The sequence below is a fragment of the Levilactobacillus fuyuanensis genome (genome assembly GCF_003946395.1).
GTDB lineage: Bacteria > Bacillota > Bacilli > Lactobacillales > Lactobacillaceae > Levilactobacillus > Levilactobacillus fuyuanensis.
On record NZ_RHNZ01000008.1, the window covers coordinates 19643 to 34179 of the forward strand.

A 14537-nucleotide genomic window follows, 5' to 3' on the forward strand; every position below is an offset into this window, starting at 1 on the left:
GCTATGCCTCTTCTACTAAAATTTTGGTCAACGGCGCCACGGCATCCACCCCTAATACGGCAATCACCGCTGGTTGCTGTAGAATCGCCTGAATATTTTCGGTCGTCGCCGATTGCCCCGTCAATTGATCCGTGATTGCCAACAGTTCCGCTGGCGTACCAACCGTCCCGAACAATGCGACCGAGCGGAGTTCACCGGCGTGCCGCGTGTAATTCACATGTAGTTGGCCCGCAGCAAGTGGCAAACGGTGGTAGGCCCGTAAACCGGGGTTAGCCCCGTAGTTCCAGGCATCCGTTTGATACTTTTCTGCCAGTCGCTGATCAATGATCTCCCAGTCGTGCGCGGACAAGTGATACGTTTCCACCTCATCCAGTCGGTCGACCTCGAAGATATGCTGAAGCAGCGCCGTCTTAAAGTCCTGAATATCCAGGTCTTGATACGCCGGTGCGAGATACTGCCGGAGATTGGTAATTGGTACGCGGTTGGAGGCCACGCCCCGATGTCGCCGCTCGCTAACCGGAATCAGCGCCTGATGGGCAGCGTCCACGTTCAAATCATACATGATGGTCCCACCAGCTGCGTACCCATCGCCATTTTTAAACATGGTCATGCCGGAAAATTTCTTATCGCCAACAACTAGATTACTCTTCTGGCTAATCGCCAAGTCGGGCACGCCCATGGCCTTCAGCGCCTTTAAGATTGGCGCCGCAAACCCAGTGTAGTCTCCAAACTGCGAGCCATCTTGAGGATCACCATTGACGATGTGCTCAAAGATTAGGTTTCGTTCATCGTGATAAACCGCGCCCCCACCGGAGGTCCGCCGCACCAATTGTACGTCATGCTTGGCCAAATAGTGAAAGTCCACCTCGGCCGTAACGTTTTGGTTAATCCCAACGATGACGGCCGGCCGGTTGACGTACATCATCAGGCCATGCCCGGGGAGCTTGAGGTCGTTGACCAGGTAATTATCGATGGATTGATTGACCACGGCATCGGTCACCACTTGGCCCTGCCGATTCGTATCAATTAGAAACATAGGTGAACCCTCCTTGGTTTAATTCGGTTGAAATCATCGCCTGCGGCTGCCAGAATTCCGCCTGCTGGGGGACCGGCTCCATCCTGACCTCCTCCGGCTAAGTAAATTTCAACTCAAACTTAGCTAAGTTATCAGCATAGCTATCAAATTAATATTTCAAACGCTTCTATGAAAAGTGCCTAACGGCAAAATCAATTCCAATACAATTTTGATTTCAGTTTAGCATATCCCTTTGTCGGCAACAACTTGGGTAAGAACATATTGTCAGCGGTTACAGCATAAGGGTATACTAAAGAACGTAATGAGATTAAGGGAGGAATTTACCATGCCTGAACAACAAAGACCATCCGTTTGGGAACTATTTAAGAGCTTCTTTCACCCCAAGAAAGCCGAACCAAAAGTCACGACACTCAACGGGGTCTGGTGGGAGCAGCGCCACACCATCTACCGCTTGGGAATCACCAGCGATGCCATTCAACAACTCGGTAAGATTAGCTTTGCCGATCTGCTTGTCGAGCCCGATCAAGTTATGGATCAGGATCAAGATATTCTTGAGGTCGAAAGCGACAAGACCGTGCAGAATTTCAAGACGCCATTTGCTGGGACCGTCGTGGACGTCAATCATTTTCTCATTGAGAATCCTGACGCCATCAACTCTAACCGTCAACTGGAAAACTGGGTCTTAGATATCCGTATCGATTTTGACTAATCTAAACGCCTTATAGAAGGAGCGTTATCGCCAGAAATACTTTTGGTGGTTGCGCCCCTTTTCTAGTCAAACCCTAAAGGCCGGATGGCCCCTTCACAAAGCCTACTTGCTAACGGAAATGACGACTCACTAATATTTTTTAAAAAGAAAATCGGCTATGTCTTCAATTCATTTAGACAAAATATTTACCATTTTCGATTGAGAGGACTACCATGAGAATTGAAGCCGGTGGTACCCATGCCAATCACAGATCCGCTGACCCCAAAATTTTTTTGGAGGTAATGGTTATGGCTGTTGTAGAAAAGACTGCTTTATTGGATGAACCGATGAATGATACGTTTGACTGGTCCGATCAAAAGCTTCCTGTACGGGATGCTCTGTGGGATCACTTCATGGAATCCAATGGTCACAACACCGATGAAAGTGAAGCTTCAATGAAGGAAATCGATGCGAAGTCCGACGATGAAGTTCGGGCTTACGTTGAAGAAAACCTCAAGAAGTAACCGGCTGTTTCAACCTAAAAATAACCCCGCCAATTGGTGGGGTTATTTTTGTTACCTTATTTTAATTTAATTGCGGACTCACGCTATAGAATTTTAAATAGCGATGGCCCGTGGCCGGATCAATTACCATGCGCGTCACGCTGGTATTGGTCGGTTCTGGTAACGCAGTGGTCGCCGGTGCCGCCAACATCAACAGTGCCGTCGCCTTGATGGTCAGGCCATGGCTAACGACCAGAATGTGATCATCAGGATGATCCACGACCTGCTCGGCCAACCACTGGCCGACCCGGTGCTGAATCGCCAGATAAGACTCACCACCTACGGACGCCAAAACATCCGGCAGCGCCTCGCCAGTGACCGCATCAAAATCCTGCGGCCGTTGCTCGCTGACCGCCAGTAAACTTTTACCGGTCCAGTCGCCGTAATCGGCTTCCATCAGTCGGTCATCAAATGATGGCGTTAAGGCCATCATCGTTGTCAGCGCGGCAGTGGTCTGTCGCGTCCGGTGCAGTGGGCTACTGATCAATTGATTGTAGTGCTCGCCGTGCAGCCACTGCGCGAGATGCTCAGCTTGCTGCAGACCGCGGACCGTCAAGTGGGTGGCCGTTGTATCCAATTGTCCTTGCATAATTTGATCCACGTTGGCCTGTGTTTGCCCGTGGCGTACCCAATCGAAAGTCGTCATTTGTTAGTCACTTCCTACTCCCATTAGAGCTCTTTCGCGGTGTTTCGTCGACCCCGCTGGAGTAAATAAATTGCTACGATCACTAAGACTGACCCAATCACCTCGGCACCCGAGATGGCCAAGCCGAGGAAGATGATCGACAGAATGAAGGTCATCACCGGCTGAACGGCATCCACGATACTGATCACGTCAGATGGCGCAAAGTGGGTGCTGTAGAGAATCAGTGAGAAAGGCACGATGGTCCCAAAAACAATAACTGTGGCCATCGAAGCAATCAGCGTCCCCGTCAATGGTGGCGTGCTGACCCACACGGGTTGATGCAAGTTAAAGATAATCCCGGCGATAAACGTTCCCCACCCAAGTACGGTGATTGGCGAGTGACCACCCCGGACCAACGGCCGTGGCAGAACTACGTAGCAGGCAGCGGTGATCCCAGAACCGATTCCCCAAAGTAGCGAATCGAATGGAATGGCCAGCTGAGATAAGTTTCCCCGCGTAATGGCCAAGAAGACCCCCACCATCGCGATGGCAAACGCAATCAGGTCACTACGTAGTGGCCGATTATGTTTAAATAGCAAACTCCCTAACACGATAAATAGTGGGCTCAAGTACTGTAGAATCGTCGCCGCAGCGGCATTCCCGGTCTGAACCGCGATGTAGAAAGTCAGTAGGTTTGCACCCAGTCCAATGACCGCGTAGGCAACCAGCCAGCCAACCTCACGCCAGCTACTGAAGACCGCAAAAGTCTTCTTCCAGCCATACAAGATAAAGCTAATAATGAGCAACACCACACCAGCGCCTAATGTCCGCGCTGACAAGAACCAATTGGTCGGAATGGATTGCCCCTGTGAAATAAACTGCAAAACTGTTCCGGACACCCCAAACATCGCTGAAGCAATGGTGGCCCAGAAAATACCCTTGATGACGTTCCCCGTCGATACCTCTGAATTTTTCAAACCTGTGAATCCTTTCTCTCTCACACTCACGGCGTGCATTATAATTCTCCAATTTTACCCGATGTTCATTAGAATTTGATGGTAAAACGGCGAAAAAGATCGGTTGTGGCCAACTTTTTTCAATTGCCTAACATCATACAAAAATGGACGTGACTTCACAACGCGTCACGTCCACAAGCCCACCTAGGCTGTGTGGTCCACACGCCGGGCGAGTAAGTCTCCAATTAATTGAATAGCAAACACGATAACTAAGATAATCAACATCGCCATGACGGTCACGTCGGTTTCAAATCGACTGTAACCAACGTTGATGGCCAAGTTACCTAAACCACCACCCCCGATGGCACCAGCCATCGCGGTCAGGTCGATCAGACTGATCAACGTTAGGACGGACGAGCGGATAATATCCGGAAGCCCTTCTTTTAAGTAAACGCGAAAGATAATGGCAATCGGACCAGAACCAACGGACTCGGCAGCTTCAACCACCCCATGGTCAACTTCGGCCAAGGCGTTTTGAATCTGACGGGCATAGAACGGTGCGGAACCAATGACCAGCGGCACAATGGCTGCGGTCGTCCCAATCGCCGTCCCCACAATGATCCGGGTCAGCGGTGCAATCACGGCCAGTAAGATAACGAATGGGATCGACCGGCACAGGTTAACCAGCTTATCCAAGATGTTATAAACGACGCGATTTTCCAAGATGCCACCGGGTTGGGTGACAATCAAACCAATCCCGATAGCCATCCCAATAATCCCGGCAACAATGGCCGTAATAGCCGTCATGTAGAGGGTTTCGCCGGTCGCCTGCAGGAAGTCACTCTTAATCGTGACCGCGTTAGGAAAGTATTTTGCTAATAAATTCACTTAGGCCACCTCCGAATCGTTAGGGTTCAAATGGGTAATGTTGATGCCGGCATCCTGACAGTATTGCCAAGCGGCAGCCAACTTATCCGGTTCACCAGACATCACCACAATCAAGTTACCCAACGGCGTGTCCTGCAGAATTTCAACGTTTCCATATAAGATGTTTGAGACCACACCATACCGTTTATACAACTCGGTAATCAGTGGTGCATCGGTGCTAGCACCCACATACTGTAGCTGAACCAATTGCTGGCTCTCACTGAGATTGAGGGTTGCCGCTTGCCGGAAAATCTTTTCCAGCGCCTGGTTGATCTGCGTCGCCGTATTGATGAAGTCCTGCGTCAGCGGCTTTTCTGGTCGACTAAAGATTGTGACCAGATCGCCCCGTTCGATGATTTCCCCAGCTTCCATGACGGCAACCTTGTTGCAAATTTCCTTAACGGCTTCCATTTCATGGGTAATCAGTACAACCGTCAAATCTAATTCCTTGTTCAACCGCTTCAGTAATTCCAAAATGGATGAAGTGGTCTTGGGGTCCAACGCACTGGTTGCTTCATCACTGATCAGAATTTCTGGATCATTCGCCAAGGCTCTGGCAATGGCGACCCGCTGCTTCTGGCCACCAGAAAGTTGGGCAGGATAATCCTCGGCCTTTTCACTCAGGCCAACCAGGTCCAACAGGTGAGCAACCTTCTTCTTCCGCTCATCGCGGGCAAGCCGACCCTTTAAGGGGTAGCCAACGTTATCCGCAATCGTCCGGGAAGCCATCAGGTTAAAGTGTTGGAAGATCATCCCAATTTTCGTCCGCGCAGTCCGTAACTCGCGGGGATTCAAGGCCAGAATGTCCTGACCACTGACCTCTACGGAACCGGCAGTAGGCCGTTGGAGCCGGTTGATGACCCGCACCAACGTACTCTTCCCGGCGCCGGAATACCCGACGACCCCGTAGATGTCGCCGCGCTCTACCGTCAGCGAAACCTTTTTAACGGCTTCAACGGTCTGTCCCTTATTATGGAAGGTGACGTCGATATCTTTTAACTGAATAATCGCTTCGTTAGTCAAATCTTCGTTCTCCTTACTCGCCTATGCTGGCAATTTTCTCTCTACTTATGTGTTAACTCTCCAACCCCACCGTCGACAGCGCTCAGGCACCATTGCTGTGAGGATACCATCATCAGCACAGCACGGTGCCCGTCAGTCATCAACGATCTTTAGTTGGTTAGCTTAAATTAACGTGATGCCTTTGACAATGCGCTTCTGTTTACCAAGCTGGAATGGTCAAGCCGTGGTAGTACTTCGTCAACAACTTCTTCGTGGCTTCAGTCTGGTAAGCCTTCACGATCTTCTTGTAGGTCTTGTTGTTCTTATCAGACTTGTTGGTAGCGATGATGTTGATGTAAGGAATGGAAGCCTTGTTGATCTTTTCCTTGAAGATGGTTTCGCTGTTTGGCAACTTAGCTTCAGCAGCGAACTCGTTGTTGATAACGGCCCCGGTAGCATCGGTCAATGAACGTGGTGTTTGCGCAGCGTCAACGGCGGTAATCTTCAAGTTCAACTTGTTTTGCGTGATGTTCTTTGGTGTTGGTAATTCAACCTTGGAATCCACCTTAATCAAGCCAGCGGATTGCAGTAAATGTAAAGCCCGGCCTTCATTGGTTGAATCATTAGGAATGGTTATTTGGTCACCCTTCTTGATGTCAGAAACGTTCTTAACCTTCTTGGAGTATAACCGTAGTGGTGCGCGGACGGTCTTGCCGATGGCAACGATGTTAGACTTGTGCGCCTTGTTCCATTGGTCCATGAAGTACGTGTGTTGGAAAGAGTTCAGGTCAATTTCGTGGTTCGTCAACGCAGCGTTAGGCTGGTTGTAATCGGTGAAGGTCACCAGCTTGATGTTGATCCCTTGCTTTTTCAGCTTTGATTGGATAGGTTTCCAGATCTTTTCGTCGGAACCCATGATCCCAACTTTAACAGTCTTGTTGCTGGAACTACTGCTGGACTTACCACAACCAGCAACGATTAACAATGGAATCAATAATACCAAGAGCCAACTAAAGTGTTTAAATGATTTCTTCATACTCAATATCCCCTTTATAATAAGTCATAATTAATTTGTTTAAATGTCGCGAGAGAAAACGGTGACCAAAAGAAAAGAGTCCGCTTCTAAATTAATAGAAACGAACTCTGTCGTGGTACCATTCTAATTCAAGTCAGACGTATGCCGACCCCTCATTAACACTCGCCAGCTTGCGCCTTAAAGTGCGTGCACGATAATGAGTGCCAAGCATTACCACTTCATCACTAGGACTTAGCAGTACCAATTCATTTCAGGCCATCTTCACCCCGCCGTGGGTTACTCGCTTTCAGCAAAACGCGAGCTCTCTTGAAACCATTGACGGTGGTTACTCTCCTGATCACATTGTTTTCAATCGCTTAATTTAATAGCAAGTCTAATGCAACTTTAATCCGCTGTCAAGGAAAACCTTTAATAAATTTATTTATAAGGAGCCCCGTCCCACCGGGCTTTTACCGCTACGTCTACTTTTCAATCGGTTTCAAGCGTACGGAAATTCTCACGTAAATTTCACTTAATCCCCGATAATCTGCTCTTGCAAGATGCCAGCTGCCAGTAAGAACATGTGCGTCACGACTGGACCGACAAAGCTGAAGCCCCGTCGCTTTAAATCCTTGGCGACGGCACTACCAATAGCCGACTGATTGGTCAGCGCATCACGGGTCACTGCCGGTAGAAGATACGGTGTCCCATCAACAAACGCCCACAGGTAGGCACTGAAGCTACCAAACTCCGCCTGTACTTTAAGGATGGCCCGTGCATTCCGTAAAACGGCATGGATTTTACGCTGATTGCCAATCATCTCGGGATCGGTAGCAATCTCGGGAATTGCCAGCTCATCAATCATCGCGGCCACTTTGGGAATCGTCATGCCGGCAAAAACCCGCCGGTAGACTGGTAGCTTGCTGGCCGCCGCCTGCCAACTCAAGCCGACTTGGAACACACCAACCGTGAGGAGCTCAAACAGAACGTGGTCATCGTAAGTGGGTGTTCCGAAATACGCGTGGTACTCCTGCACGCCATCCGTATGCCAGTCTTGGCCGTCATTTGGACTGATAGTCATGTTCAGCCGCCTCCTTTGATTGCTAAAATCCATTGTACACGAAGCTAGGGCAGATTGCGATTGACCTTGGGTTTGCGAGCCTGTCGCCTGCGGCTGCCAGGAATTCCGCCTGCTGTGGGGACGCTTCAGCCTGAGAAACGGGCTTCTCGCTCGATTTGAAGCCACGAAGAACACGTGTCTCCAAAGTCGCCCGTGATGTAAACCGGCCTAAAACGCCAGTTAACATCACCTCCACGGCTGGCTGCATCCCTGACCTCCTCCAGCTAAAACAGCTCTCAACATGCCACACCGAGTCCACAACAAGAAGCTTTCAAGTCATAAGCGTCACGTCATGAACTTACCCAGCCATCCCTATCATTCTTCATTCCTGAACATTCACGCATAGACAAAGACCATTAATCCTGGCGTTTGGTCCAGAATTAATGGTCTTCTTGGGAAATAACTGTACGGCATCACGACACTCTAGCTGGGAAAGCTACCCCAAAATCATTCCGTGCCCACCACTGATGATTTGTTAGAGAATCATGAACCGACAGTCTTTCAGCTGACTGAAATTTTCCCGTTATATCTACAATATGAATAACAACAAGTACTCACGATTAATAAATAGTTGACGGTAAATCTAGCCGGAGGAGGTCAGAAACGTAACCGGTCATGGGACGCACTTGAAAACACATGCCTTTCGTGGCTTCAAGTCGAGGATCAAGACCGCTCTCAGGCTTGATCCGCTCCCCACAGCAGGTGGCGTTTCTGACAGCCGCAGGCGAGATCCACCTGCTATTTAATATAAGCGTACTTGTAACTCCACTGCGTACCGGCAGTGTTGTGAATAACACCTTTAATCGTTGACCGCTGCAGGTAGGCATAGTTCGCCTGGTAGAGTGGCGTAAAGCTTTGTTCCTTGTTGATCAGCTTAGACGCCTGAACCATGTCGTGCCACCGGGCTTCATTGTTCCCAGCATCGGCACCCTGCGCTTTATCGATCAAGGCATCGTAGCGCTTGTTGGACCACTTACCGTAGTTCAAGGCATTGGAACTGACTGGAATCTGTAAGAAGGAAATTGGGTCATTGAAGTCGGCCCCCCAGTGAGACAGATAGAGGTCAAAGTCCCCACTGGTCGAGCGTGACTGTGCAACGGAAGCTGGGACGTTTTCAATCTTCAGGTTGAAGCCACTCAAGTTCTTTTCTAACGTGCTCTTCAGATACTGGGTCACAGTGCTGGCCGCAACATCATCGTTGCCGGCTAAAATGTTCAAGTTAACTTTCTTAATACCCAATTGTTTCAGACCGGCTGCCCACTTCTGCTTGGCCAACTTGGGATTATAGGTCGTGGCGTTCTTGACTGTTTGTTGCTTGGCGAAGTCTTCACCCGTCTTGGGATCACTCGCTAAGCCACTGGCAACGAATCCGGTTGGCGTCACGGAACCATCCCCCAAGACCTTCTTAGTCAACTGGCTACGGTTGATGGAGAGGGCAATGGCCTGCCGAATATTGCGATTATTCATGATCCGCCGCTTCTCTTGATTGGCATCCTTGAAGTTATATTTCAGATGAATCACGATGGAATACGGGTATTCCTTGAAGGCACTGTTGTTCTTGTAATTCTTAACCTGTTCCGTCGAAAGCTGTGCGAAGTCAAGCTTCTTGTTCTGGTACAGGCTCAATCCAGTCTGTGGATTGGTGACCACTTGGTAATTGATCTTCTGAAGCTTAACTACCTTCTTATCCCAGTAGTGGTTATTCTTGACGAAGGACCAAGTATTCCCCGTCCCACTCCAGTTCGTAATCTTAAAGGGACCACTGTAGACCATGTACTGTGACTTCGTAGCATACTTCTTGCCATACTTGTTGACGACCTTTTCATTTTGGGGGGCAAATAGTGGGTAAGCCATCAGAATCTTGAAGTACGCAATTGGTTTGTCCAACTGAATCACGACGGTCTGTTGGTCCTTAGCGCGAATCCCAATGGTATCCGGACTAGCCTTGCCCGCAATGATTTTATCGCCGTTCTTGATGCCGGAGAACATAGTCGTGTAGGACGCCTTAGTTGCCGGCGTTAACGTCCGTCGCCAGGAATAAACGAAGTCTTGTGCGGTGATCTTGTCCCCGTTACTCCACTTGGCATTGTCGCGAATGTGAAAAGTCCATGTCTTCTTGTCCTTGGAAACTTTGGCAGAATCCGCTAGGCCTGGTGCAACCTTCCCGTTCTTACCAAGACGGTAGAAACTTTCAAAGACATTTCCCGTCTGACCATACCCTGTCGCTTTGGCCAGGTCGATAGTGTCGAGCTGTGCCGTAGCGGGAAGTTTTAACTCTTGTGATGGCTTAGTCGTTGATGCCGTTTGACCGCAGGCAGCTAGTCCTAATCCCATTGCAATAACTGCGGCGACTAAGCCAATACTGGTCCATTTTTTCATAAAATTCATAGCTCCCTTTTCCTCAAATTTAGTGGTGTGCAATCCCCAAATTCGTGTTTAAGTACAGAAAAAGGCGGGTCTCCCTTCACATAATCGTGATGGGAAACCCGCCTACAGTGACAACAATCGCTGTTGTCGTCTTTATGTAGGTCTACTGGTTAGCCGGAAAATCACGATTAAACGCAACACAAACAAGCACGTTACATTGGCAACATGCGGCTAACATCATTTGTTGTTGGTTGGCGTTTACGAACATCGTGATTTTCCCTCCTAACTTTTTGTAATCGAATTGGATTGCACAAGATTAAAGATAGCCTTCTTCTTTCGATTTGTCAAAAGAAAAAACTCGTCACTAACATCTCCCCCTGGAAAACTGTATACTGGTGATAGTTGAATTAGTAGAAAGGATTTGAACGTATGGACATCGAACGAACGCTTGCTGCACTGACGTTACCGGAGAAGGCCGCACTGGTCTCCGGCAAGAATTTTTGGTATACCGCTGCTGTGGATCGCTTAGGCATCCCAGCACTAATGATGACGGACGGACCTTCTGGGTTACGGAAGCAAAAGCCCACGGCCTCGGCCGGCGACATTACGGATTCGGTTCAAGCCATCACCTATCCCGCTGCGGCTTTGAGTGCCAGCTCCTGGAACACTACCCTGATGCGTCAACTGGGGGAACATCTTGGTGAAGAGGCTCGTGCAGAGCAAGTGAGTCTGCTGCTGGGACCCGGGGTTAACTTGAAGCGATCCCCATTAGGCGGTCGGAACTTTGAGTATTTATCCGAAGATCCCCTGGTTGCTGGAAAGCTAGCAAGCGCCTACGTCGATGGTGTTCAATCCAAACACGTTGGGGTTTCGGTCAAACACTTCGTTGCCAACAACCGAGAAAATCAACGGTTCACGGCCTCCAGTGACATGTCGGCTCGAACCCTTCGTGAACTTTATTTACGGACTTTTGAGATTATCACTAAGGCTGCTTATCCGGCGACCATTATGACCTCATATAACCGGACTAATGGTGTTTTGAACTCGCAGAACCGCCACTTATTGCGCGACATTTTACGGGACGAATGGGGATTCCATGGTGCCATCATGTCCGATTGGGGCGCTGTGGCCGACCATGCAGAGGCCTTGAAGGCCAGCCTCGACTTGGAAATGCCTGGGAAAGGCCAAGCCTCAGTCGATGAAATTATCCGCGCCGTCCAAACGGGCGAACTAGACGTCGGCACCTTGAACAAGGCTGTTCGGCACCTGTTGCACGTGGTCGATAAGTGGCGACCAGCTGATAAGGCGGGCACTTACGATCACCAAGCCCATCATGACTTTGCACGCAAATTAGCCGACGATAGTATCATCCTGTTGAAGAATCATCAGCAAGAATTACCGCTGAAACCGGCCACGGCTGGTAAAATCGTGGTGATTGGTGAACTGGCTGAGCACCCGCGTTACCAAGGTTCTGGAAGTTCTCACGTCAATCCAACGAAAGTAGTGACACCACTGGAAGCCTTGCAAGACACCGGCTTACAGGCAGATTACTACCCTGGCTATCAACTGGATGAAAGTGAAACGGATGACGAACTGGCCCAAGCTGCACTCGATGCCGCTAAGAACGCCGATCATGTCATCGTCTTTGCTGGTTACCCAGCCGCCGCTGAATCAGAGGGCTTCGACAAAAATTCAATTTTGTTGCCCGAAAACCAAACTGATTTAATCGGCTCACTGGCTAAATTAAACGAACACACAACGGTTGTCTTACAAAATGGTTCTGCTGTTGAAATGCCTTGGATTCATACCGTTGCCGCGGTGGTTGAAACCTATCTGGCTGGTGAAGCCGTGGGTGAGGCTACTTGGGATATCCTGACGGGCGCTGTCAATCCATCCGGTCACTTGACCGAAACATTCCCAGTTCGTCTGACAGATACGCCAATGGCCCCAACGTTTGCGCAAGACCCGCGCCACGAGCTCTATTCAGAGGGTATTTTCATGGGCTACCGCTATTACGATACGCATGAAATGCACGTTCTCTACGCCTTTGGTCATGGCCTAAGCTACACTGAATTTGAATTTACTAACTTAAAAATTGAACAAAGTGAACACGGTGCGACCGTGACCTTCGACGTCACCAACACTGGTGACTGTGCAGGTCAAGCGGTGCCACAACTCTACGTGGCTAACCACACCTCGCACGCACCGATGCCAACGAAGGAACTCCGTGGATTCACTAAGATTGCGGTTGAATCTGGTGAAACCAAGTCAGTAACTTTGAAACTGACCCGTCAAGACTTCAGTTGGTGGCGTGAGGGCAAACATCGTTGGCAAGCTGACTCCGGTGACTATGAAGTCATGATTGGCCAGTCATCCCGTGACATTCGTTTACAGACTAAGCTGACCATGGACTTCAAGAATTCACCAGCACCTGTTACGGACGAGACCTATCTCACCAACATTGCGTGGAATTCACGCTTGTTGGACCTCTTTAAGCAAAAGGTCATTGCGCCTGCTAGCCAAGATGGTACCAGCCTATTGGGGGCAACGGATGCAGATGGTAACCCAACCGTTCTGCAGGACCGCATGTTCCTTAACATGCCATTGCGGGCATTAACTGCTCAAGGTGTTCCTGCTGATCTGATTGAAGACTTTATCCGTGCTGCTAACACACGTTAATTGTATAAAAATGACCGTCACCCCAATTGTTGGAGTGACGGTCATTTTGCGTGTGATTAAGTTAATGGCAACACCATATCAATGTGCGGAATACCGGTATCTAAATAAACGGCACTCGTCGGCTGAAATCCAAATGAGGCGTAGAATTTCTGCAAGTAAGCCTGCGCCTGAATTACAATGGCTTGGGCTGCCGGATAGGTCCGTTGTGCCGCAGCAATAGCCGCGCTGACCAACTGACGTCCTGCACCATTCCCACGATTGGTAGGTGCCACCAGTACGCGTCCAATTCGGACCTGCTGACCTTCATCCATCAACCGAGCATAGGCCGTAATCGCGCCAGCCGCATCCTGCGTAAACAGATGCTGCGCCTGGACATCGAGTCCATCGACTTCCTGGTAGGCACAGGTTTGTTCTACAACAAACACAGCCACCCGCACACGATAAATTTCAAATAATTCTGTTGTCGTCAATTGTTCAAACGACTTTTGTTGAAAAGCTGCCATTCACTCACCCGCCTAGTTTAAGTGCTTGATGTGATTCTTGTGTTCCAAGGGATATTCAACTGGTGTGTCCCAGTCAGTCAACATCTTATCCGTAATTTCTACCCGTTGTAATTCCAAGTTATCGTAAGGTTCCATGTAGTAGGCCCGTTCGTCCAGCGCCATGTAACCACGGTATTGGGTGTAGTCACTGCTACCATCCGGCTTGAGCTTAACGCCCTTAGGAATCGTCACGCCATCCAGTAAATGTTGCAGCAGATTCATCGTCGATGGCGTATCTGCCGTTGGCTTGCTATAGTGCTTGTTGAAGACAGTCCGAACGAAGCGAGATGGTGAGGTGTAGTCCCCAGGCATCCCAAATGCCCCGGTTCCTGGTCCAACCGTCTTTAAATCAAAGCCCTGGTAATCATGCAGTGGCCGCGTATCAGCAACTAAGGTGCCGTACGTGCTCAGATTTTGCAAGTGCCAGCTTAATTGTGGTGAGTTGGCCATTACTCCAACGGGATCATCAATCAAGTGGAGATCGTGATCAGTAGCTTCTAAGACCGCCGTATCCCCTGTAGGATCACTGAAAATGAAGTGCAGTGGTGCCGTGATACCTAACAGAGCAACCGGCTTATCCACAATTTGAACGGTCGTAATCAATTCCCGTAAGTCAGCCACACTCTTTGCATTTCCCAATACCCAAGCTGGTAAATCATGTGGTGCAATGCCCAATTTATCAGCTGGGGCTTCTTTGGCATACTTGGCGTAATCGGAGAAGTACAGTGCGGCTGCACCTAATCCATATTCGTTAACGCCATCCACAAAGATATAATGACTCAGATTCCGACCGGCACCTACGAAGCCGTATTTCGTGGTGAATTCACCTGCGTCTCCCTGAATCTTTTGTTGCCGTGGCATAAAGATCGGCTGACCACCCAACTCGAAGCCAAAATCCATGGTCCGCGCTAAGAAATGATCACCTTGGCTATTTTCATAGGTCAAACTAGTACACATCAAAATCATCCCGTTTCTAATTTAATTATTCATTATTTTAAACCTAAATTAGACGTTGTG

Annotated in this window: 13 protein-coding genes; 3 read left to right on the top strand and 10 right to left on the bottom strand. The window is 49.3% G+C overall.

What is annotated here, in order from left to right; genetic code table 11:
• Position 1 precedes the first annotated feature (1 nt).
• Positions 2–1036, bottom strand: a complete 1035-nt coding sequence (locus tag EKM73_RS05550; protein WP_125700989.1) for a lipoate--protein ligase family protein — start codon at positions 1034–1036, stop codon at positions 2–4.
• Between the two features lie 325 nt (positions 1037–1361).
• Between EKM73_RS05550 and EKM73_RS05555 the strand changes: the two genes are divergently transcribed.
• Complete coding sequence (locus EKM73_RS05555) at positions 1362–1745, top strand: glycine cleavage system protein H (protein ID WP_164508871.1); 384 nt, start codon at positions 1362–1364, stop codon at positions 1743–1745.
• 287 nt (positions 1746–2032) lie between these two features.
• Positions 2033–2248: a P8 family protein gene (locus tag EKM73_RS05560; RefSeq protein WP_125700991.1), complete on the top strand. Its 216-nt coding sequence runs from the start codon at positions 2033–2035 to the stop codon at positions 2246–2248.
• Between the two features lie 61 nt (positions 2249–2309).
• Here the strand turns inward: EKM73_RS05560 and EKM73_RS05565 are convergent, their stop codons facing one another.
• From EKM73_RS05565 to EKM73_RS05595, 7 genes are all read right to left on the bottom strand, one after another.
• Complete coding sequence (locus EKM73_RS05565) at positions 2310–2933, bottom strand: histidine phosphatase family protein (RefSeq protein WP_125700992.1); 624 nt, start codon at positions 2931–2933, stop codon at positions 2310–2312.
• A 23-nt stretch (positions 2934–2956) separates the two neighbouring features.
• Positions 2957–3928 (bottom strand): DMT family transporter, encoded by a 972-nt coding sequence (locus EKM73_RS05570; RefSeq protein ID WP_125700993.1) that lies wholly within the window; start codon positions 3926–3928, stop codon positions 2957–2959.
• Positions 3929–4072: 144 nt separating this feature from the next.
• Positions 4073–4756, bottom strand: a complete 684-nt coding sequence (locus EKM73_RS05575) for a methionine ABC transporter permease (RefSeq protein WP_125700994.1) — start codon at positions 4754–4756, stop codon at positions 4073–4075.
• Positions 4757–5818: a methionine ABC transporter ATP-binding protein gene (locus EKM73_RS05580; protein ID WP_125700995.1), complete on the bottom strand. Its 1062-nt coding sequence runs from the start codon at positions 5816–5818 to the stop codon at positions 4757–4759.
• Between the two features lie 199 nt (positions 5819–6017).
• Positions 6018–6833, bottom strand: coding sequence for a MetQ/NlpA family ABC transporter substrate-binding protein (locus EKM73_RS05585; RefSeq protein WP_125700996.1), 816 nt, complete (start codon positions 6831–6833; stop codon positions 6018–6020).
• A gap of 511 nt (positions 6834–7344) precedes the next feature.
• Positions 7345–7893 (bottom strand): DNA-3-methyladenine glycosylase I, encoded by a 549-nt coding sequence (locus tag EKM73_RS05590; RefSeq protein ID WP_125700997.1) that lies wholly within the window; start codon positions 7891–7893, stop codon positions 7345–7347.
• A gap of 777 nt (positions 7894–8670) precedes the next feature.
• Complete coding sequence (locus tag EKM73_RS05595) at positions 8671–10311, bottom strand: peptide ABC transporter substrate-binding protein (RefSeq protein ID WP_125700998.1); 1641 nt, start codon at positions 10309–10311, stop codon at positions 8671–8673.
• A 417-nt stretch (positions 10312–10728) separates the two neighbouring features.
• Here EKM73_RS05595 and EKM73_RS05600 point away from each other — a divergent pair, with 417 nt between their 5' ends.
• Positions 10729–12978, top strand: coding sequence for a glycoside hydrolase family 3 C-terminal domain-containing protein (locus tag EKM73_RS05600; RefSeq protein WP_125700999.1), 2250 nt, complete (start codon positions 10729–10731; stop codon positions 12976–12978).
• A 56-nt stretch (positions 12979–13034) separates the two neighbouring features.
• Here EKM73_RS05600 and EKM73_RS05605 read toward each other — a convergent pair whose 3' ends face one another.
• Both EKM73_RS05605 and EKM73_RS05610 read right to left on the bottom strand, forming a co-directional pair.
• A complete protein-coding gene (locus tag EKM73_RS05605) occupies positions 13035–13481 on the bottom strand; it encodes a GNAT family N-acetyltransferase (protein ID WP_125701000.1) in 447 nt (148 codons plus the stop codon).
• A 12-nt stretch (positions 13482–13493) separates the two neighbouring features.
• Complete coding sequence (locus EKM73_RS05610) at positions 13494–14477, bottom strand: choloylglycine hydrolase family protein (RefSeq protein ID WP_125701001.1); 984 nt, start codon at positions 14475–14477, stop codon at positions 13494–13496.
• Positions 14478–14537: the final 60 nt, after the last annotated feature.